Raw genomic sequence first — 19384 nt, 5'->3', positions numbered from 1 at the left:
GTACAGGTTCATGGCGTTCAAATGACGCCCCGCGGGATGCGCGGGGCTGTGCGAATTTGAAAGCAATCTCATGGGGATAGGCCGCCTCTTTAGGGCGTGTGTGGTGATGTTCGCGGCCTTGTCGGCCGTTGCCGTCACGCGCCCGGCATTGGCGCAAACCAATTTCGACCGTCCCGGCGGCGACTATCTGAACGCGCCGGTGACGACGGGCGATCCCGCCGATTGCGCGCTGACCTGCGAGCGCGACCGCCGCTGCCGCGCCTGGAGCTTCAACTATCCGACCGATGCCAACAACGGCGCGGTGTGCTGGCTGAAGAACACCGTGCCGCCGCGGGTGCAGGACAATTGCTGCGTCTCCGGGGTGCGTGGCGCGGGTGTGGTCGAGCCGCGCAACGGCGCCATCGAAACCTCGATCGACCGTCTCGGCGGCGACTACAAGAATTTCGAATTGAAGAGCAGCGACGGCGACGAGGCCTGCCAGGCCGCCTGCACCGCCGACAACAAGTGCCGCGCCTGGACCTACGCCCGCCCCGGCTATGCCGGCCGCGACGCGCGTTGCTTCCTGAAGAAAGAGATCAAGCCGCCGCGCCGCAAGGCGGGGTTCACCTCGGGCGTGGTGCGGTAGCCAGGCATCTCTCCGCATGCACCGCTCCACCTCTCCCCTTGTGGGAGAGGTCGGATTGCATCGCCAGATGCAATCCGGGTGAGGGGTTGCGGTCTCTCGGCAAGTCGAAGTCCCTCGATAGACCGCGACTCACCCGGATCGCATTTCGCTTCGCTTCATGCGTTCCGGCCTCTCCCACAAGGGGAGAGGCGGCATCTCGTATGCGGATGCAGCCCGGATTCACTCCGCCGCCAGCACCGTGATCTCCGGCCACAGCGCTTGCCAGCGCGCTACCTTCTTCATGTAATTCGCCACGGAAAAATTCGCGGTCCGGTTCGGCCGCACGATCATGCCGGCGACATCGTCAAAGCCGCTTGGCGCATACACATCGTAGCCGCCAGCGCCGCGGCGGATGCCGACCTGCACGTTCGCGCTGAGGAAGCGATCGATGCCGTCGGTCGAACATGACAGCGCAGGGTAGGGCACGCCGTGCTTGCCGGGATACCAGAGATGGACGCGGGCCTGGTTGCGGACCTCGATCGCGACGCCGAGATGGCTGAGGCGCGCCGTGAGGTCGCGGATGACAGCGTCCTCGGCCTCCCACGACGTATCCGGATCGAAGTAGAAGACGTCGTAGTCGTTGATGCCGTGATCGAACGGCCGCTTCGTCAGCACGTTCCACACGCTCTGCACCAGGCAGCCGGCCACCAGCCAGGCATCGGGCAAGCCGAGGCGGTCAAGCTCGTCTGTGATCGCTGGATTGACCGGGTTGCGCAGCGCCGCCGTGAGGAATTGGTCCCGTGTCATATTTCCAGGTCTCTCCCCGTCATTGCCTGCGACAAACGCGCAGCGTTTGCGCACGGGAGCGAAGCGACGAAGCAATCCATCGATCCGCTATGCCGTGACACGGATTGCTTCGCTGCGCTCGCAATGACGAGAAACCATTACCCGATCGCGTCGTAATCCCTGACCGCCTTCTTCGAGGCCAGCGTGCGCCAGTGCCGGCGCAGCAGCGGCTCGACGGTTGCGCGCTTGGCCTTCGACAGCCGGATCAGCACGGTCGGATAATCGCGGTAGTGATCGGTGAAATAGAAAGTCTTCGGCTGGCTCTCGACCAGCATGTCGCGCTCGTCCGGTGGCACGCCCGGCATCACCAGGCTGTCGCCGTCCTCCTTGAGCCGCACCAGCATCTTCTTGCGCACCTTCAGCGCCGGTGTGCCGTAGGACGTGCCGTCCTCGACCTCCGGCCACGCCAGCGCGATGTGCCTGATGTCGTCGAAGGTCACGGCCATCGTCCCACAAACAATGTAGCCCGGATGGAGCGAAGCGAAATCCGGGAGATCGTGCCGCGTGGGAGATCCCGGATTGCGCTGCGCTCCATCCGGGCTACGCGCCTACATCAACTCACTGCACCGAGGTGAAGAAGCGCGCGAGGCGGAAGCCGGACAGCCAGGTCCAAACCGGCTGGCTGCGGATGCCCATGTCCCAGGAGCCGACCACCGCGTCGGCGCGGCCGATCAGATTGTCGATCGGCAGCAGGCCGACGCCGCCGTCGCGCACCGGCACGCGGCTGTCGGCGGAATTGTCCCTGTTATCGCCGAGCACGAACAGTTTGCCCGCCGGCACGGTGACCTCGGGCGTGTTGTCGAGCCGGCCGTTGTCGCGGATCTTGAAGATCGCATGGCTGACGCCGTTCGGCAGCGTCTCGATATAGCGATTGGCATCCTCGCCGCCGCCGCGATCGTCCTCGGCAAAGCCGGTGCCGTCGGGCTTCAGCGCCGCCGGATGATCGTTGATGAAGAGCTGGCCCTGCCGCATCTGGATGCGATCGCCGGGCAGCCCGACCACGCGCTTGACCCAGGCCTGCGAGCGGTCGCCCGGCCAACGGAACACGACGACGTCGCCGCGCTTCGGCGTCTCGCCGAACACCCGGCCGGTTTCCGGCAGCGTGATCTGGATCGGCAGCGACGCCGCGCCGTAGCCATAGGGAAATTTCGAGGCGACCAGCGCATCGCCGATCAGCAGCGTCGGCTCCATCGAGCCCGACGGCACATAGAACGGCTCGGCGATCGCGCCCTTGGCGAGGAACACGACGGCCACGATCGCGGCCAGTTGCACGGCCTGTCCGCGCCAGCTGGTCGGCTTCGCCGCCACGACTTCGTTTCCGCTGCTCACTAGCCCGTTCCTCCGACCGTAATCCGTTCCATCCTGAGCGTCGGCTGGCCGACGCCGACCGGCACGCCCTGGCCGTTCTTGCCGCAAGTGCCGATTCCCGTATCCAGCTCAAGATCGTTGCCGATCATGGTGATCCTGTGGAGATCGGTCGGTCCGTTGCCGATCAGCATGGCGCCCTTCAGCGGCGCGCCGAGCTTGCCGTTCTCGATCTTGTAGGCCTCGGTGCACTGGAACACGTATTTGCCCGAGGTGATGTCGACCTGGCCGCCGCCGAAATTGGCGGCATACATGCCGTTCTTCACCGAGGCGATGATCTCGGCCGGGTCGCGGTCGCCGGACAGCATGTAGGTGTTGGTCATGCGCGGCATCGGCACATGGGCATAGCTCTGCCGCCGTCCGTTGCCGGTCGGCTTCATGCCCATCAGCCGGGCATTCTGGCGGTCCTGCATGTAGCCGACCAGGATGCCGTCCTCGATCAGCACGGTGCGGTTGGTCGGCGTGCCCTCGTCGTCGATCGAGAGCGAGCCACGGCGCGAGGCCATGGTGCCGTCGTCGACCACGGTGACGCCCTTGGCCGCGACCTGCTGGCCCATCAATCCTGCAAAGGCCGAGGTCTGCTTGCGGTTGAAGTCGCCCTCGAGCCCATGGCCGACGGCTTCATGCAGCATCACGCCGGGCCAACCTGCGCCAAGCACCACGTCCATCTCGCCGGCCGGCGCAGGGACCGATTCGAGATTGACCAGCGCCTCGCGCAGGGCGCCGTCGGCGGCGTCGCGCCAGGCCTTGGTCTCGATGAAGCGGGCATAGCCCTCGCGGCCGCCATAGCCCTTGCTGCCGCTCTCCTGCCGGTCGCCTTGACCTGCGACCACGGAAATATTGACGCGCACCAGCGGGCGAATGTCGCGATAGCTCTCGCCGTCGGGTCGCAAAATCTCCACCACCTGCCACGTCGCGGTGAGGCTGGCCGAAACCTGCCGCACCCGCGGGTCCTTGTCCCTGACATAGGCGTCGATCTCGCCGAGCAGTTTGACCTTTGCCTCGAACGCGGGCCCGTCCAGCGGATTCTCGTCGCCATAGAGTCTGACATTGGTGTGGGCCGGCGCCGCGGCAAACGTGCCGGCATAGCCGCCGCGCACGGCAGCGACCGCATCCGCGGCGCGGATCAGCGCCGGGATCGAGACGTCGGAGGAATGCGCATAGCCGACCGCGTCGTCCTTGACGGCGCGCAGGCCAAAGCCCTGCGAGGTGTCATAGGTCGCCTGCTTGAGCCGGCCGTTGTCGAACACCAGCGCCTCGGTCTGCCCGAACTCCAGGAACAGCTCGCCGTCATCGGCGCCTTCAAGGCCGCGGGCCACCTCGCGGCGGACGGCATCGCGGTCCAGATTGGCGCGGTCGAGCAGGGAGGTCGTGGCGGGATTGGTCATGGTCACTCCGACGCAGTCTTGGCGATTCCTTGGGCGATTCCTCGTCATCCTTGCCTGAAGCGCAGCTGATTGCCAGTGCGGAACGCGGAAGCAGGGATTCCACCGATTGAAGCAGAGACGAGCGGAAAACTCATCTTACAACCCGGAAACCTGTGCCGGCCCGGTTCCAGGCCCGGACGACGATTGCCAAACATAGTGTTTGGGGTGGCAAACCGGGAGTGCCTGCGACAGTGACATCGGTCACGGCAGCCCCTCAGGATCCTCACCTTGTCGTCATCAGCCGGCGCGCCGGCCGGCCTTCCGTGGCTGGCTTTCCGGCCCGGCTGCATCGCCCGGCTGCGACGGTGGCTGTGCGGCCTTGCCGGCCGCGCCCTGCGCCGAGGTCGGAAAACCGTGCTCCTGCGCCCAGCGGTAGAGCTCGTCGAACACCGGCTTGAGCGCCTTGGCCGATGGCGTCATCTCATACTCAACCCGCGGCGGCACCTCGGGATAGACCGTGCGCTTGACCAGGCCATTGGCCTCGAGATCGCGCAGCTGGGTGGTCAGCATGTGCTGGGTCACGCCGGGGATCGACTGCCGCAATTCGCCGAACCGCCGCTTGCGCTCGACCAATTGCCATAGGATGTCGCCCTTCCATTTCCCGGCCAGCACCGACAGCGCGCGATGAAATTGCGCCGACAGGTCGCCATTACACGGCTCGGACGCCGCCGCCGGAGGCTCGGCAGGCTCAATAGTCTGCTTTTTCATACTACCTCACAAAAATGATCCTACTTGTTCTTTTCATCTTACTCCCGAATTTAGCCCATCGAAAGCCGTGGGCTTGCCGCCGATCGGTCAGGTGGCCGCGCGGTCCGGTCGATTCGAACAATTGGGGAGTCATCAATGTCAGTTGCTGTTGCCGCGGCGCCGTCGCGCTGGAAGTCCGTCAGTCTCTGGGTCGTCAGGGGATTGCTTGCGCTCGCCTTCGCCGCCGCGGGCGCCGCCAAGCTCTACGGCGTGCCGATGCTGGTCGAGGAATTCGAGCATATCGGGCTCGGCCAGTGGTTCCGCTATTTCACCGGATCGCTGGAGCTCATCGGCGCGGTCCTGATCCTGCTGCCGCCGGTCGCAGCGTTCGGCGGCGTGCTGCTGAGCTGCATCATGGTCGGCGCGACTATCAGCCATCTGTTCGTGATCGGCGGCTCGCCGGTCCCAGCGCTCGTGCTGCTGACGCTGAGCGCGATCGTCGCCTACGCCAAGCGCAGCCAGTTCGCGCTGCTTGCGACCGCGCCGTGAGGTCGCAGCGATGCGCCCCTCTCGCCGCATCCTGACGCTCGCTGTGGGGCTTGTGCTCGCATTCGCGGTGCCATTCGCCGTGACCTTGCTGCTCGCCGGCTCGGTCGCGGCGGTCTCCAAACCGGAGCCCAAAAACCTCGGCTCAAAGCAGCCCGAGCCGCGCGTGCATCATGTGGTGCTGCCGATCAACAGCGACGACCCGACCACGATGCGGGCGCTGATCTCGACCGCGCTCAACCTCCCGAAATATTACCGGGAGCGCAACGAGCCGTTCGAGATCGAGGTCGTCGCCTACAATGCCGGCGTCCACATGCTGCGCGCCGACACCTCGCCGGTGAAGGATCTGTTGCGGGTGGTGCGCGGGCTCACGCCCGGCATCCGCTTCGTGGTCTGCGAGGCCACCAAGCTCGGCATGGAGCGCGCCGAGGGCCATCCGCTGGTCCTGCTCGACAATGTCGACCTGGTGCCGAACGGGCCCGGACACATCATCGAATTGCAGGAAGCCGGCTGGTCCTACATCCGGTCGTGAGCGATGCAGCCATCAAGCCAAGCGGAGAACCTGACATGACTGTCGTTCGCGCGCCCACACGCCGCGCCGTCGTCGCCGGCATGATCGGCGCGGGCGCTGCGCTCGCGATGCCGGCGCGGGCCGCGTCGGGACCGCCGCAATTCGGCACCATCCGGCATCAGTTCACGCTGGTTCAAGGCGCTTATCCAGTCCCGCCGGTGGCGATCCCGGCGCTGGCCGGCGGCGCGGTCGATCTCGCCGCGTTCAAGGGCAGGCTGATGCTGGTGAACTTCTGGGCCACCTGGTGCGCGGCGTGCCGGACCGAGCTGCCGATGCTGGATCGCCTCGCCGCCAGCGGCCGCAGCGACCTTGCGGTCATCGCTGTCAGCACCGACCGCAACCGTGCGCTGGTGCCGCCCTACGTCAAGCAGCTCAAGCTGCGTCACCTGACGATCGGCTTCGATCCTGGCGGTCTGGTCTCGCGCGTCGACGATGCCGAGGTCGAGACGCCGTTCGCGCTCTACGGCATGCCGATCTCGTTCCTGATCGGCGTCACCGGAAAGGTCGAGGGCTACTTGACGGGTGAGGCGGACTGGTTGTCCGCCGACGCGAGCGCGTTGTTCGATTATTATGCGGGCGGAGGGCGGTGACTCGCTTGGCGTCGATCAGCGCAGCTTGTGTAGCCCGGATGGAGCGCAGTGCAATCCGGGACCGACATCAACCGCCGGAGAGATTTTTCCCGGATTTCGCTTCGCTTCATCCGGGCTACGCCTTCTGGGATGCTCGTTGGCCTAGGGCAATTTGTCATAGCCCTCCGCCAGGCCGTTCAGGCTGAGCGGAAAGCCGATACCTTCTTCCGGGGTCTCGAAGATGATGAACGTCGCGGTCTTGGCGTTTTTGAGCTGGCCGAGCAGCTTGTCGTCCATCACGACCTCGGCGACGCAGCCATTGGGCAGGCATCTCACGAAGCCGGCGCGGCCGACGTCCTGATTGTCGAGTTTAAGGCCAAGGCCGGAGGGCAGCAGCACGCCGAGCGGGGCGACCACGCGCATCAGGCGGCTCTTCTGGTCGGCAGTCTTCAGCACGATCACGGTCAGGCCGGCGTTGGAGCGGTCTTCGGCTACCACGCTCTGGATCAGTGCGCATTGCTCAGCCTGGGCGCCGGGCGGGGTGTCGCAGCGGATCTGCCAGTCGCCATGGACCGAGCGCACCGCGCCCTGCGCGTTCGCTGTCTGGGTGAGGCCGAGAGAAGAGGCCAGAATCACGAGGCCGCCGAGCCAGCAGGCCATCGTCAAACGAATGTTCGAAGCGCCCATCCGGGTCGATCCTTTGATGTTCGGTCGGACCGGCCGTCCGCCCGGCCGCCGCTAACACGCCCGATCAGGATGCGCCCTCAAAAATCGCATCGTGATCTCATCTCTTTGTTTGAGCATGATCTTTTCGGAAACCGGCTGTCCCTGTTTCGGATCGTGCTCGCCCGTCGACTGATACCGCAATGACGGCGCCTTGAAGGCGATCTTGAAGCCATTCCCGCGCCGGATTGGGGCAGCCCGCAGCGAATCAGGTTCCTGTGGGCTATCCCGTCTGTGGGTACATCCGGCAATCCCCCTGTCAACTGCATGCGGCGACGTTTCGGCGACTTTCGCTTGATTTTGCGGGAAAAATCGCAAGCGGCAGCTTCATCGCGGGCGCATGGCTTTCGGCCCCACTACTGCATTGCGAGCGCCTGAGAATTATGGTTTGAGAGGCTGGATTTCGACGCGTTCTAGCGATCTGGCTCCCGTACCCACCTTGACTCAGAGACGGGTATGTCCGGAAGGCCGTTTGTCAGGGCGGATCGTGCTGCATTTTCGGCCACATGCCGGAGGTGCTTTGGGGAATAATGCAAGGGAGCGCGAGCGGCATGAAGATGTCGATTGGCCGGTTGGGCAGGCAATTGCTGGGGTTGGCGGTAGCGGGTGTGGCGTCTGTCGCCGCGGGATCGGCCTTCGCCGAAATGGGGCAGCCGGCGCCCTGGGAGCACACGCTGCAGGAAGCCGCGACCCCGGTGATGGAAAACATCATCTGGTTTCACAATTTCCTGCTGGTGCTGATCACCGTCATCACCCTGTTCGTGCTGGCGCTGCTGGTCATCGTGGTGGTGAAGTTCAACGCCCGCGCCAACCCGGTCCCCTCCAAGACCACCCACAACACCCTGATCGAAGTGGCCTGGACGCTGATCCCGGTCCTGATCCTGGTCGGCATCGCGGTGCCGTCGTTCCGCCTGCTGTTCCTGGAGCTCGACGTGCCGAAGCCGGACCTCACCGTGAAGGTCACCGGCAAGCAGTGGTACTGGTCCTACGCCTACCCGGATAACGGCAAGTTCGAGTTCGACTCGCTGCTCGACAAGGACAAGCAGCCCCGTCTGCTCGGCGTCGACAACGAGATGGTGGTGCCGGTCAACAAGGTGGTGCGGATCCAGACCACCGGCGCTGACGTGATCCACTCTTTCGCGGTGCCGGCCTTCGGCGTGAAGATCGATTCGGTCCCCGGCCGCCTCAATGAGAGCTGGTTCAAGGCCACCAAGACCGGCGTGTTCTACGGCCAGTGCTCGGAACTGTGCGGCAAGGACCATGCCTTCATGCCGATCGCGGTCAGGGTCGTCAGCGACCAGGAATTCGCGACCTGGGTTGAAGGGGCCAAGAAGAAGTTTGCGACCAACCCGGCGAATTCCTACGCCTCGGCTGGTCAGGCGGCGCAGTAAACCCAAGGCTTAATAGCCAGGGCTTATTGCGACGGATGGAATAAGGGCGACGGGACCGCAAGGTCCGAGAGGGACTGCAAGGCAGGATTTTGAACATGGCGACAGGCGCAGCGACACACGACGATCACGCCCATGATGATCACGCCCACCATCCGACCGGATGGCGGCGTTATCTCTACTCCACGAACCACAAGGACATCGGTACGATGTACCTGGTCTTTGCGGTGATCGCGGGCATCATCGGTGCTGCGATGTCGATCGCGATCCGTGCCGAGTTGATGTACCCGGGCGTCCAGATATTCCACGAGACGCACACCTATAACGTGTTCGTGACCTCGCACGGTCTGATCATGATCTTCTTCATGGTCATGCCGGCGATGATCGGCGGGTTCGGCAACTGGATGGTGCCGCTGATGATCGGCGCGCCGGACATGGCGTTCCCGCGCATGAACAACATCTCGTTCTGGCTGCTGCCGGCCTCGTTCGCGCTGCTGGTGCTGTCGACCTTCGTCGAGGGTGAGCCGGGCGCCAACGGCGTCGGCGCCGGCTGGACCATGTACGCGCCGCTGTCGACCTCGGGCCATCCGGGTCCGGCCGTCGACTTCGCGATCCTGTCGCTACATCTCGCCGGTGCGTCGTCGATCCTCGGCGCCATCAACTTCATCACCACGATCTTCAACATGCGCGCGCCGGGCATGACCCTGCACAAGATGCCGCTGTTCGTGTGGTCGATCCTGGTGACGGTGTTCCTGCTGCTGTTGTCGCTGCCGGTGCTCGCCGGTGCGATCACCATGCTGCTGACCGACCGCAATTTCGGCACCACCTTCTTTGCGGCTGACGGCGGCGGCGATCCGGTGCTGTTTCAGCATCTGTTCTGGTTCTTCGGCCACCCCGAAGTGTACATCCTGATCCTGCCCGCCTTCGGCATGATCAGCCAGATCGTCTCCACCTTCTCGCGCAAGCCCGTGTTCGGCTATCTCGGCATGGCCTATGCCATGGTCGCGATCGGCGGCATCGGCTTCGTGGTGTGGGCGCACCACATGTACACCGTCGGCATGTCGTCGGCGACGCAGGCCTATTTCGTCGCCGCCACGATGGTGATCGCGGTGCCGACCGGCGTGAAGATCTTCTCGTGGATCGCCACGATGTGGGGCGGCTCGATCGAGTTCAAGGCGCCGATGATCTGGGCGATCGGCTTCATCTTCCTGTTCACCGTCGGCGGCGTCACCGGCGTCGTGCTGGCCAATGCCGGCGTCGACCGCGTGCTGCAGGACACCTACTACGTGGTGGCGCACTTCCACTACGTGCTGTCGCTCGGCGCCGTGTTCGGCATCTTCGCCGGCTGGTACTACTGGTTCCCGAAGATGTTCGGCTACATGTACTCGGAGAAGATCGCCAAGGCCCACTTCTGGTTCACCTTCGTCGGCGTCAATCTGGTGTTCTTCCCGCAGCACTTCCTCGGCCTGTCGGGCATGCCGCGCCGCTATGTCGACTATCCGGATGCGTTCGCCGGCTGGAACCTGATCTCCTCCTGGGGCTCCTACATCTCCGGCGTCGGCGTGCTGATCTTCATCTACGGCGTGATCGATGCCTTTGTCCGCAAGGAGCAGGCCGCGAACAATCCGTGGGGTGCGGGTGCGACCACGCTGGAGTGGACGCTGACCTCGCCGCCGCCGTTCCATCAGTTCGAAGTGCTGCCCCGCGTGCAGTAAGTCCAAGACAACGCGGCGCACCTTGGGTGCGCCGCGCCTTTACTTAAGAGAAGTGAGACCTGATCTTGTCGGTTGTCGATCACAACGCCATCGAGCTGCCCCGGATATCCGAGGCCGAAGTGGGCGACTACATCGCGCTCTTGAAGCCGCGCGTGATGTCGCTGGTGATCTTCACCGCGCTGGTCGGGCTGATGATCGCGCCGGTGCACGTGCATCCGGTGCTGGCATTCACCTCGATCCTCTGCATCGCGGTCGGCGCCGGCGCCTCTGGCGCGCTCAACATGGCCTATGAGAGCGACGTCGACGCGTTGATGACGCGCACCGCCAACCGGCCGATCCCGCGCGGCCGGATCACCCCGGCCGAGGCGTACGCGTTCGGCCTGACGCTCGCCTTCTTCTCGGTGATGACGCTCGGCATCCTGGTCAACTGGGTGGCGGGCGCGCTGCTTGCCTTCACCATCTTCTTCTATGCCGTGATCTACACGATGTTGCTGAAGCGCTGGACCGCGCAGAACATCGTGATCGGCGGTGCCGCCGGTGCGCTGCCGCCGGTGGTGGCGTGGGCCGCCGCGACCGGCTCGCTCTCGGTCGAGCCGATCCTGCTGTTCCTGATCATCTTCTTCTGGACCCCGCCGCATTTCTGGGCGCTGGCGCTGTTCCGCTGCGACGACTATGCGCGCGCGGGCATCCCGATGCTGCCGGTGGTCGCCGGTCCCGACGCGACCCGCCTGCAGATCCTGCTCTACACCATCGTGCTGGTCGCGATCGCGCTGGCGCCCTGGCCGCTCGGTTATTTCGATGCGATCTACGGCGTCACCTCGCTGGTAGCAGGCGCCGGCATGCTGTGGCTCGCCATCGAGGTCTATCGCCGCCGCGAAGGTGTTGTGGCCAACCGTGCCACGCGCCGGCTGTTCGCCTTCTCGATCCTTTATCTGTTCGCGCTGTTCGCCGTCCTCCTCGCCGAGGTCGTGGTCCGCGCGATCCTGCCCATCATCATCGGATAGGGACGCCGGGGGGCGAGATGGGGGCGCACGGGATAGCGATGGACGACAAGAACGAACCAGAAGGCATCGTCCTCACCGAGGCGCAGCTCAAGAGCCGCCGCCACCGCTCGATCGCGATTGCGCTCGCGCTCGGCGTCATGGTGGTGCTGTTCTTCGCGGTCACTCTGGTCAAGGGGCCGGCCGTGCTGGTGCGGCCGCTGTGAGCGAGATGGCGAACCAGAAGCCGCAACAGGGTAAGGGCGCCAGGGTCACGCGCCGCATGCTGACGCGCGATGCGCTGGTCGCCTCGATCTGCGGCTTCGTGGTGGTGCTGATGGTCGGCGCGTCCTACGCCGCCGTGCCGTTCTACAACTGGTTCTGCCGCACCACCGGATTCAACGGCACCACCCAGGTCGCGACCGCGGTGCCGACGGATGCGCCGCTCGAGCGCACCATTTCGGTCAGCTTCGATTCCAACGTCGCGCCGGGCCTGCCCTGGAAGTTCGAGGCCGAGCAGAACACGATCGACGTCAAGATCGGCCAGGTCGTCACCGTCTATTACACCGTGACCAACCAGTCGGCCCGCACCACCACCGGCCAGGCCGCCTACAACGTCGCGCCGCTGACGGTCGGCGCCTATTTCCAGAAGATCAACTGCTTCTGCTTCACCGAACAGACCATGGCGCCGGGCGAGAAGCGCGAGATGGCCGTGGTGTTCTATGTCGATCCGGCGCTGGCCAAGGACAGCGAGAACGACACGCTGAAGACGATCACTTTGTCCTACACCTTCTTCCCCGTGCGCGACGCCGCGCCGAAGCCCGTGGCGGCCGGCGAGGCGGAGCAGCGCAAGGGCGGCTAGAGCATGATCCGGAACAGTGGGACCGGTTTTCCGAGAAGATCATGCTGAAGAGACTGGAATTTAAGATTAAGACGTGCCTTGCGGCACGCGAATGGAGAGACGGCAATGGCTGAGGCGCAAGTCAAGCATCACGACTATCATCTCGTCGACCCGAGCCCGTGGCCCGTGGTCGGCTCGATCTCGGCCTTCATCATGGCGTTCGGTGCGATCGGCTGGATGCACCACATGTACTCTGCCGCGCCGATCGTGTTCGGCATCGGCACCATCGGCGTGCTCTACACCATGGCGAGCTGGTGGGGCGACGTGATCAAGGAAGCCCAGTACAAGGGCGACCACACCCGCGTGGTGCAGATCAGCCACCGCTACGGCATGATCCTGTTCATCGCCTCCGAAGTGATGTTCTTCGTCGCCTGGTTCTGGGCCTTCTTCAACTCGGCGCTGTTCCCGGCTGATGCGGTGCACGCCACCCGCGACGCGGTGTTCGGCTGCGGCGCCGGCACGGCGATGGGCGCCTGCTCGGTGCCCGGCACCTGGCCGCCGCACGGCATCGAGACCTTCGACCCCTGGCATCTGCCGCTGCTCAACACCCTGCTGCTGCTGACCTCGGGCACCACCGTCACCTGGGCGCACCATGCGCTGCTGGAGAACGACCGCCAGGGCCTCAAGCAGGGCCTGATCCTCACCGTGATCCTCGGCGCCTGCTTCACCTGCGTGCAGGCCTATGAATACGCCCATGCGACGTTCTCGTTCGGCGGCAACGTCTATGGCGCGACCTTCTTCATGGCGACCGGGTTCCACGGCTTCCACGTGCTGGTCGGCACCATCTTCCTGCTGGTCTGCCTGATCCGCGCCTATGCCGGCCACTTCACGCCGAAGCAGCACCTCGGCTTCGAGTTCGCCGCCTGGTACTGGCACTTCGTCGACGTGGTCTGGCTGTTCCTGTTCATCTGCATCTACGTCTGGGGTCACGGCGCCGAGTCCATGGCCCACGGCGCCCACTAAAGCGCAGGCCGACGTGCTAACAAGGGGCGGCCAGATGGCCGCCCCTTCTGCTTTTTGAAGAGAACCGATGACCGACACCCCGCCCACCGTGACCGAAAGCGCGATCCGCGGCATCGCCTGCCGCTGCCCGCGCTGCGGCAAGGGCAAGCTCTATTCCGGCTTCCTGACCCTGGCGCCGCGTTGTGAGGCCTGCGGCCTCGACTATAGCTTCATCGATGCCGGAGACGGCCCGGCGATCTTCATCATCATGCTGGCCGGCGCCATCGTCGTCGCGGCGGCGTTGATCGTCGAGGTGAAGTACCAGCCGCCGTTCTGGGTGCACGCCGCGCTGTGGCTGCCGCTGATCGTGATCACGACGATCCTGCCGCTGCGCTCGATGAAGGCGCTGCTGATCGCGCTGCAATTCCACCACAAGGCCGCCGAAGGCCAACTGATCGAGCGCGACCCGAAATGAATGAAAGTGAGACTCGTCGGCCGAGCGCGGCCGGCTTCGGCATTTTCACGCTGATCCTGATCGCGGTGTTCATCGCCCTCGGCGTCTGGCAATTGCAGCGCCGGGTCGAGAAGCACGCGCTGATCGCAGCCCTCGACGCGCGGCTGGCCGCCCCGACCGAGGCGCTGCCGCCGCCGTCGGCGTGGCCCACGGTGACCTCGGCCAAGGATGAATTCCGCCGTGTCACTTTGACCGCGACCTACGCGAAGCAGCCCGACGCGATGGTGTTCAGCTCCGGCTCCGCGGTGCGCGACGACGTTTCGGGACCCGGCACCTGGGCGTTCCTGCCGGCGAAACTCGCCAGCGGCGAGACCGTGGTGATCAACACCGGCTTCGTGCAGAACACGATGCAGGACCGCGCCTTCGAGGATCGCGTCACCGGGCGCCTCGTCACCGGCACGCCGGTCGAGCTCACCGGCTATATCCGCTTTCCCGAGCCGCCGGGCCGGCTGACGCCCAAGAAAGATCCGGCGAAGCGGCTGTGGTTCGTGCGCGATCATCGCGCGATGGCGCAGGCGCTCGGCTGGGGGCAAGATGGCGCTAAGGTCGCGCCGTTCTATATCGACCTCGAGGCGCCGGTGCCCGACAGCGGCACACCGAAGCCCGGGCCGCTCAAGGTGCGTCTCAAGGACGACCACATGCAGTACGCCATCACCTGGTTCTCGCTCGCCGCCGCGGTCACGATCGCCTTCGGCCTGTGGTGGCGCGGCCAGCGCCGCCGTGCGGGTTGAGACGAGTTCTCGGCACAGGTCACAAGGCCGCCTCAGGTTCGTGCGGCGCGGCCTTCCGCGCACCTCTACGCAGGTTGGCTAACGACCGGCTCAGCCTGTCGAGATAGATGTACACGACCGGCGTCGTGAACAGCGTCATCAGCTGCGAGACGATCAGTCCGCCGACGATGGCAAAGCCGAGCGGCTCGCGCAGCTCCGATCCGGTGCCGGTGCCGATCATCAGCGGGACGCCGCCGAGCATGGCGCACATCGTCGTCATCAGGATCGGCCGGAACCGCGCCCGGCAGGCCATGTAGACCGACTGTTCGGCGGAGAGGTGCTGGTGGCGCTCGGCCTCCAGCGCGAAATCGATGAGCATGATGCCGTTCTTCTGCACGATGCCGATCAGCAGGATGATGCCGACCAGCCCGATCACGTCGAGCCCGAAGCCGAAGGCCCACAGCGCGAGCAGCGCGCCGAGCCCGGCGGACGGCAGGGTCGAGAGGATCGTGATCGGATGGATCGTGCTTTCATAGAGCATGCCGAGGATCAGATAGACGGCGACCACCGCGGCGAGGATCAGGATCGGCGTGCTGCCGAGCGCCGCCTGGAACGCCTGCGCATTGCCTTGGAAGCTGGTGACGACGGTCGACGGCACGTGCAGGTCGGCGGTCGCCTTCTGGACCGCCGCGACCGCGGTCCCCACCGCCGTCCCCGGCGCCAGGTTGAAGCTCAGCGTCACCGCCGGAAACTGGCTCTGATGATTCACCGAGAGTGGCGCGGTGCCGTAGTCGATGCTCGCGATCTGGCTCAGGGGCACCATCGTCCCCGCGGACGAGCGGACATAGATGCGGTTGAGCGCGTAGGGGCCGAGCTGGAACGACGGATCGACCTCCAGGATCACGTAGTAGGTGTTGAGCGCCGTGAACAGCTGGGCGACATGACGCTGGCCGAATGAATCATAGAGCGTGTTGTCGACCGCGGCCGGATCGATGCCAAGTCGGGAGGCGGCGTCGCGGTCGATCTGCAGCTTGAGCTGACGCGCGGCGTTGGCCTGGTCGGTCGCGACGTCGGCCAGTTCCGGCAACGTCTTCAGCTTCTGATACAGCTTGCCGGCCCACAGATTGAGCTCGTCCTGGTTCACGTCGGTGAGGGTGAACTGATACTGCGTCTTGGACAGCCGGCTGGCGAGATTGATGTCCTGCGTCGCCTGCATGAACACCGACATGCCCTTGATCTTCTGCAGCGCGGTGTCGAGCTGCCGGATCACCTGATCGGCGGACGCATTGCGTTCGGCACGCGGCTTCAGCAGCACGAACAGGCGGCCGTTGTTCTCGGTCACGGTCGGGCCGCCCGGTCCGATATAGCCGGTCGCGTTGGCGACCGAGGGGTTTTTGGAAATGACGTCGATGACGCTGCGTTGCAGCGCCGCCATCTGCGCCGGCGAGATGTCCGCTGCGGCTTCCGTGATGCCGGTGATCAAGCCGGTGTCCTGCTGCGGGAAGAAGCCCTTGGGAATACCCACGAACAGCAGGCCGGTTACTGCGACGCTTGCCAGCATGATCAACAGGGTCGTCGCTTTGTAGCGCAGCGCTGCGGCCAACACGGCCTCATAGGCCGCCTGGATCGCGACGAAGCCCCGTTCCAGCGTGCCTGATACCACGCCGGCACCGGCACCCCGATGTGGCGACAGCAGATACGCGCACATCATCGGCGTCAGCGTGACCGAGACGATCACCGACACCACGATGGCAACGCACACGGTGACGGCGAATTCCTGGAACATGCGGCCGATCACGCCGCCCATCAGCAGCAGCGGAATGAACACCGCGATCAGCGAGACCGAGATCGAAATGATCGTGAAGCCGATCTCGCCGGCGCCCTTCAAGGCGGCCTGCATTGGAGAGAGGCCTTCCTCGATGTGCCGCGAGATGTTCTCGATCATCACGATGGCGTCGTCGACGACGAAGCCGACCGCGATCGACAGGCCCATCAGCGACAGATTGTCGAGGCTGTAGTTGAGCAGATACATCACGCCGAAGGTGCCGATCAGCGAGATCGGGACCGAGACCGCGGGGATGATGGTCGCCCACAGATTGCGCAGGAACAGGAAGATCACGCCGACCACCAGCGCGATGGTCAGCACCAGGGTGAGCTGAACGTCGGCGACGCTGGCGCGGATGGTCTGCGTACGGTCCGAGGCGATCGTCACCTTTATGTCGGACGGCAGGCTCGACACCAGCTGCGGCAGCAGCTTCTTGATGCCGTCGACCGTGCTGATCACGTTGGCACCGGGCTGGCGCTGGATCGCGAGGATAACTGCGGGCTTGTCGTTGTACCAGCCGTGCAGCGTGACGTCCTCGGCCGCCACCACGGCGTGCCCGATGTCTCGCAGGCGCACCGGCGCACCGTTGCGATAAGCGATGATCAGATCGTCATATTTGCTCGCGTTGAGCACCTGGTCGTTGGTGGCGAGCGTATAGGCCTGCTGGCTGCCGTAGAGCACGCCCTTGGGCTGGTTCACGGTGATGTTGCCGAGCGTGGTGCGCAACTGCTCGAGATTGATTCCTGCGGCGGCGAGCTTGGCCGGATTGACCTGCACCCGGATCGAGGGCTTCTGCATGCCGCCGATGGTGACGAGCGAGACGCCCGGCACCTGCGACAATTTCTGCGCCAGGATGCTGTCGGCATAGTCGTCGACCTTGGTCAACGGCTCGGTGTCCGACGTCAGCGCGATCAGCAGCACCGGAACGTCGGCCGGATTGACCTTGTGGAAGGTCGGCGGCGACGGCATGGTCTTGGGCAGTTGCCCGGATGCCGCATCGATCGCGGTCTGCACGTCCTGCGCGGCCGCATCGACGCTGCGGTTCAGCGCGAATTGCAGCGTGATCTGGGTGTTGCCGAGCCCGCTGCTCGAGCTCATGCCGGTCAGGCCGGCGATCTGGCCGAATTGCCGCTCCAGCGGCGTCGCGACCGAGGAGGCCATGGTCTGCGGGTCGGCGCCGGGCAGTTGCGCGGTGACCTGGATGGTCGGGGTGTCCACCGTCGGCAGCGCCGAGACCGGCAGCCGCACGAAGGCGATCATGCCGACCAGCACGATGGCGATGGCCAAAAAGGCGGTGGCGACGGGTTTGCGGATAAAACCTGCGGAGACGTTCATGGCAGCATACCTGCGCTTGCGGTGGTTGCGTCCTGGACCTGGTCCTTCTTGTCGTCCGGCACGATCTCGACCGTCGTCCCCGGATTGAGCCGGTACTGACCTGCGATGACCACGGTCTCGTTCGCGTCGAGGCCTTGCTCGACCAGGACCTGTCCGTCGCGCGATTGGCCGGTCGTGACATTGCGGATGCCGACGACGTTGTTCGCGCCGACCGTATAGGCGAAGGCGCCGTCCGGTCCCTGGCGCACCGCCGTCAGCGGCACGGTGAGCGCGTTGTGCCGAACCGCGATCGTCAGATGGACGTTGACGAAGGTGCCGGGCCACAGCGTGTTGCCGGCATTGGGAAAGGATGCCTTCAGCTGCACCGTGCCGGTCGAGCTGTCGACCTGGTTGTTGATCAGCATCAGGCTGCCGTGATCGAGCTTTTGCTTGTTCTGTGCATCATAGACGTCGACCGACGCGTCTCCGGATGCCAGCGCCTGCCGGATACCGGGAATGTCGCCGGACGGCAGCGTGAAAATCACCGCAATCGGCTGCAACTGGGTGAGGACCACGAGCCCGTTGGTATCGGTCGGGTGCACGACGTTGCCGGGATCGATGCGGCGGATGCCGGTGACGCCGTCGAACGGCGCCGATATCGTGGCGTAGCTCAGCTGGGTCTGTGCGGCTTCCAGCGCGGCCTTGTCGAGCGCGACGGTGCCTTCGCCCTGCGCGACCTGCGAATCCTGGGTGTCGAGCAATTGCTGGGTCGCAAAGCCGCGATTGGCGAGCGGCTGCGTTCGCGCCAGATTGGTCCTGGCGTTCTTCAGGCTCGCCTCGTCGCGCGCCAGCGCGGCCTCGGCCTGGTCGACCTGGGCCTCGTAGACCCGCGGGTCGATCCTGGCGAGCACATCGCCGCGCTTCACCTGCTTGCCCTCGACGAAATCGACGCTGTCGAGCGTGCCTTGCACCTGGGTGCGGATGGTCGCCGTGTTGATCGGCGTCACCGTGCCGAGTCCTTCAAGCACGATCGGCACATCATGCTGCACGACTTTGGTCGCCGTCACCGGAACGGCAGGCGTGGCCGTCTTCGACTGGGCCGCTGCCGGAGCCTTGTCGGCTGCGCGGTCCGGCCGATCCACGGCATAGAGGCCGACGCTGACTGCGGCGACCACCAGGCACGCGCCCGCGATCTTGAGGGTCTTCGATGTCATGGATTACCAGCTCCATCGGTGGTCCGGCGGCCGATCGTTGCAACCAGCTCGAGGACAAAGGTTTCAGTTGCGCTCGCCGCGGCGGCTTGCGTCCCGCGGCCGGCGGTCAGGTCGAGATTGATGATGCGTGCGTCGAGATCGGCGGCGCGCAACGCGCCGATCAGGCTGCCTTGCGGCGCTTCGTCGTTGTGATGAATGACGAGCCGGATCGCGGTTACCGTCGGCACCACGGGAAACGGCGGTGCCTCGGAGGCGACGTCGATTGCGACAATGCCGCCGCAGGGCAGTTCGCCCCGCAGCGTCAGTTCGAGCATGCGCCGCGCGATGGGCCCCTCGCCCAGCAGGATCAACTGCCGCGGGCTCATGCCGGTGCGGTCGAGAGCTGCCGCAACGCCGTTCAGGATGCCCGCATAGCTGGTTTCGCGAAGCGCGATCGGCTGCCATGTCGCGAGCGGCGTGAGCTGCCGCCAGCGCGCGAAAGCTTCCGGCATGGCGATCTCAACAGCATCCGGGGCGACGAGGACGCCGACCAGCACGCCTGTG

21 protein-coding genes are annotated in these 19384 nt (G+C 65.3%); 12 read left to right on the top strand and 9 right to left on the bottom strand.

Annotated features, from left to right (window positions below; translation table 11 throughout):
- Positions 1–70 precede the first annotated feature (70 nt).
- A complete protein-coding gene (locus AC628_RS26920; RefSeq protein WP_074129816.1) occupies positions 71–625 on the top strand; it encodes a PAN domain-containing protein in 555 nt (184 codons plus the stop codon).
- Positions 626–844: 219 nt separating this feature from the next.
- Here AC628_RS26920 and AC628_RS26915 read toward each other — a convergent pair whose 3' ends face one another.
- From AC628_RS26915 to AC628_RS26895, 5 genes are all read right to left on the bottom strand, one after another.
- Positions 845–1411: a nucleotidyltransferase family protein gene (locus AC628_RS26915; RefSeq protein ID WP_074129815.1), complete on the bottom strand. Its 567-nt coding sequence runs from the start codon at positions 1409–1411 to the stop codon at positions 845–847.
- 137 nt (positions 1412–1548) lie between these two features.
- Positions 1549–1890 carry an MmcQ/YjbR family DNA-binding protein gene (locus tag AC628_RS26910; RefSeq protein ID WP_074129835.1) on the bottom strand — a complete coding sequence of 114 codons (342 nt, stop codon included), beginning with the start codon at positions 1888–1890 and terminating at the stop codon, positions 1549–1551.
- A 118-nt stretch (positions 1891–2008) separates the two neighbouring features.
- Positions 2009–2779, bottom strand: coding sequence for a signal peptidase I (gene lepB / locus AC628_RS26905; protein ID WP_074129814.1), 771 nt, complete (start codon positions 2777–2779; stop codon positions 2009–2011).
- Positions 2779–4203, bottom strand: coding sequence for a metalloprotease TldD (gene tldD / locus AC628_RS26900; protein ID WP_074129813.1), 1425 nt, complete (start codon positions 4201–4203; stop codon positions 2779–2781). Before tldD ends, lepB begins: the two co-directional genes overlap by 1 nt.
- 276 nt (positions 4204–4479) lie before the next feature.
- The gene (locus AC628_RS26895; RefSeq protein ID WP_083633158.1) at positions 4480–4950 is read right to left on the bottom strand and encodes a winged helix-turn-helix transcriptional regulator; all 471 of its coding nucleotides are present in this window, start codon (positions 4948–4950) and stop codon (positions 4480–4482) included.
- 135 nt (positions 4951–5085) lie between these two features.
- Here AC628_RS26895 and AC628_RS26890 point away from each other — a divergent pair, with 135 nt between their 5' ends.
- The 3 genes from AC628_RS26890 to AC628_RS26880 are packed head-to-tail and all read left to right on the top strand — an operon-like array spanning position 5086 to position 6636.
- Complete coding sequence (locus AC628_RS26890; protein WP_074129812.1) at positions 5086–5478, top strand: DoxX family protein; 393 nt, start codon at positions 5086–5088, stop codon at positions 5476–5478.
- A 10-nt stretch (positions 5479–5488) separates the two neighbouring features.
- Positions 5489–6007 (top strand): DsrE family protein, encoded by a 519-nt coding sequence (locus tag AC628_RS26885; RefSeq protein WP_074129811.1) that lies wholly within the window; start codon positions 5489–5491, stop codon positions 6005–6007.
- Positions 6008–6042: 35 nt separating this feature from the next.
- The gene (locus AC628_RS26880; protein ID WP_074129833.1) at positions 6043–6636 is read left to right on the top strand and encodes a TlpA family protein disulfide reductase; all 594 of its coding nucleotides are present in this window, start codon (positions 6043–6045) and stop codon (positions 6634–6636) included.
- Positions 6637–6777: 141 nt separating this feature from the next.
- Here AC628_RS26880 and AC628_RS26875 read toward each other — a convergent pair whose 3' ends face one another.
- Positions 6778–7275 (bottom strand): invasion associated locus B family protein, encoded by a 498-nt coding sequence (locus AC628_RS26875; protein WP_050422247.1) that lies wholly within the window; start codon positions 7273–7275, stop codon positions 6778–6780.
- A 614-nt stretch (positions 7276–7889) separates the two neighbouring features.
- Here AC628_RS26875 and coxB point away from each other — a divergent pair.
- The 8 genes from coxB (at position 7890) to AC628_RS26835 (ending at position 14509) form a co-directional block, all read left to right on the top strand.
- Positions 7890–8729, top strand: a complete 840-nt coding sequence (coxB, locus tag AC628_RS26870) for a cytochrome c oxidase subunit II (RefSeq protein ID WP_050628320.1) — start codon at positions 7890–7892, stop codon at positions 8727–8729.
- Positions 8730–8824: 95 nt separating this feature from the next.
- A complete protein-coding gene (gene ctaD / locus AC628_RS26865) occupies positions 8825–10441 on the top strand; it encodes a cytochrome c oxidase subunit I (protein ID WP_050422215.1) in 1617 nt (538 codons plus the stop codon).
- A 65-nt stretch (positions 10442–10506) separates the two neighbouring features.
- Entirely contained in the window at positions 10507–11445 is a 939-nt protein-coding gene (locus AC628_RS26860; RefSeq protein ID WP_074129810.1) for a heme o synthase, read from the top strand.
- Positions 11446–11483: 38 nt separating this feature from the next.
- Entirely contained in the window at positions 11484–11648 is a 165-nt protein-coding gene (locus AC628_RS26855) for a cytochrome c oxidase system small membrane protein (RefSeq protein ID WP_050422213.1), read from the top strand.
- 5 nt (positions 11649–11653) lie between these two features.
- Positions 11654–12283, top strand: coding sequence for a cytochrome c oxidase assembly protein (locus AC628_RS26850; RefSeq protein WP_074129832.1), 630 nt, complete (start codon positions 11654–11656; stop codon positions 12281–12283).
- Between the two features lie 105 nt (positions 12284–12388).
- Positions 12389–13285 (top strand): cytochrome c oxidase subunit 3, encoded by an 897-nt coding sequence (locus tag AC628_RS26845; protein ID WP_074129809.1) that lies wholly within the window; start codon positions 12389–12391, stop codon positions 13283–13285.
- A 67-nt stretch (positions 13286–13352) separates the two neighbouring features.
- Positions 13353–13739 (top strand): DUF983 domain-containing protein, encoded by a 387-nt coding sequence (locus AC628_RS26840; protein WP_074129808.1) that lies wholly within the window; start codon positions 13353–13355, stop codon positions 13737–13739.
- Positions 13736–14509: an SURF1 family protein gene (locus AC628_RS26835; protein ID WP_074129807.1), complete on the top strand. Its 774-nt coding sequence runs from the start codon at positions 13736–13738 to the stop codon at positions 14507–14509. The genes AC628_RS26840 and AC628_RS26835 overlap by 4 nt, the downstream gene beginning before the upstream one ends.
- A gap of 19 nt (positions 14510–14528) precedes the next feature.
- Here the strand turns inward: AC628_RS26835 and AC628_RS26830 are convergent, their stop codons facing one another.
- From AC628_RS26830 to AC628_RS26820, 3 genes are read right to left on the bottom strand one after another with little or no spacing between them, the layout of a single operon-like run.
- Positions 14529–17648 carry an efflux RND transporter permease subunit gene (locus AC628_RS26830; RefSeq protein ID WP_074129806.1) on the bottom strand — a complete coding sequence of 1040 codons (3120 nt, stop codon included), beginning with the start codon at positions 17646–17648 and terminating at the stop codon, positions 14529–14531.
- Positions 17645–18841: an efflux RND transporter periplasmic adaptor subunit gene (locus AC628_RS26825; RefSeq protein ID WP_083633157.1), complete on the bottom strand. Its 1197-nt coding sequence runs from the start codon at positions 18839–18841 to the stop codon at positions 17645–17647. Before AC628_RS26825 ends, AC628_RS26830 begins: the two co-directional genes overlap by 4 nt.
- A complete protein-coding gene (locus AC628_RS26820; protein ID WP_245321325.1) occupies positions 18838–19377 on the bottom strand; it encodes a hypothetical protein in 540 nt (179 codons plus the stop codon). The genes AC628_RS26825 and AC628_RS26820 overlap by 4 nt, the downstream gene beginning before the upstream one ends.
- Positions 19378–19384 lie beyond the last annotated feature (7 nt).

The organism is Bradyrhizobium sp. NAS96.2, from assembly GCF_001908235.1.
Taxonomy (GTDB): Bacteria; Pseudomonadota; Alphaproteobacteria; order Rhizobiales; family Xanthobacteraceae; genus Bradyrhizobium.
This window is presented reverse-complemented; position numbering and strand designations above follow the sequence as displayed.

Excerpts from the sequence above, each read along its gene's own strand:
- AC628_RS26895 (WP_083633158.1), bottom strand. The coding sequence starts at position 4,950 with ATGAAAAAGCAGACTATTGAGCCTGCCGAGCCTCCGGCGGCGGCGTCC.
- ctaD (WP_050422215.1), top strand. The coding sequence starts at position 8,825 with ATGGCGACAGGCGCAGCGACACACGACGATCACGCCCATGATGATCAC.
- AC628_RS26850 (WP_074129832.1), top strand. The coding sequence starts at position 11,654 with ATGGCGAACCAGAAGCCGCAACAGGGTAAGGGCGCCAGGGTCACGCGC.
- AC628_RS26875 (WP_050422247.1), bottom strand. The coding sequence starts at position 7,275 with ATGGCCTGCTGGCTCGGCGGCCTCGTGATTCTGGCCTCTTCTCTCGGC.
- AC628_RS26835 (WP_074129807.1), top strand. The coding sequence starts at position 13,736 with ATGAATGAAAGTGAGACTCGTCGGCCGAGCGCGGCCGGCTTCGGCATT.
- coxB (WP_050628320.1), top strand. The coding sequence starts at position 7,890 with ATGAAGATGTCGATTGGCCGGTTGGGCAGGCAATTGCTGGGGTTGGCG.
- AC628_RS26845 (WP_074129809.1), top strand. The coding sequence starts at position 12,389 with ATGGCTGAGGCGCAAGTCAAGCATCACGACTATCATCTCGTCGACCCG.
- AC628_RS26915 (WP_074129815.1), bottom strand. The coding sequence starts at position 1,411 with ATGACACGGGACCAATTCCTCACGGCGGCGCTGCGCAACCCGGTCAAT.
- AC628_RS26855 (WP_050422213.1), top strand. The coding sequence starts at position 11,484 with ATGGACGACAAGAACGAACCAGAAGGCATCGTCCTCACCGAGGCGCAG.
- AC628_RS26885 (WP_074129811.1), top strand. The coding sequence starts at position 5,489 with ATGCGCCCCTCTCGCCGCATCCTGACGCTCGCTGTGGGGCTTGTGCTC.
- AC628_RS26840 (WP_074129808.1), top strand. The coding sequence starts at position 13,353 with ATGACCGACACCCCGCCCACCGTGACCGAAAGCGCGATCCGCGGCATC.
- AC628_RS26890 (WP_074129812.1), top strand. The coding sequence starts at position 5,086 with ATGTCAGTTGCTGTTGCCGCGGCGCCGTCGCGCTGGAAGTCCGTCAGT.
- AC628_RS26920 (WP_074129816.1), top strand. The coding sequence starts at position 71 with ATGGGGATAGGCCGCCTCTTTAGGGCGTGTGTGGTGATGTTCGCGGCC.
- AC628_RS26830 (WP_074129806.1), bottom strand. The coding sequence starts at position 17,648 with ATGAACGTCTCCGCAGGTTTTATCCGCAAACCCGTCGCCACCGCCTTT.
- tldD (WP_074129813.1), bottom strand. The coding sequence starts at position 4,203 with ATGACCAATCCCGCCACGACCTCCCTGCTCGACCGCGCCAATCTGGAC.
- AC628_RS26825 (WP_083633157.1), bottom strand. The coding sequence starts at position 18,841 with ATGACATCGAAGACCCTCAAGATCGCGGGCGCGTGCCTGGTGGTCGCC.
- AC628_RS26880 (WP_074129833.1), top strand. The coding sequence starts at position 6,043 with ATGACTGTCGTTCGCGCGCCCACACGCCGCGCCGTCGTCGCCGGCATG.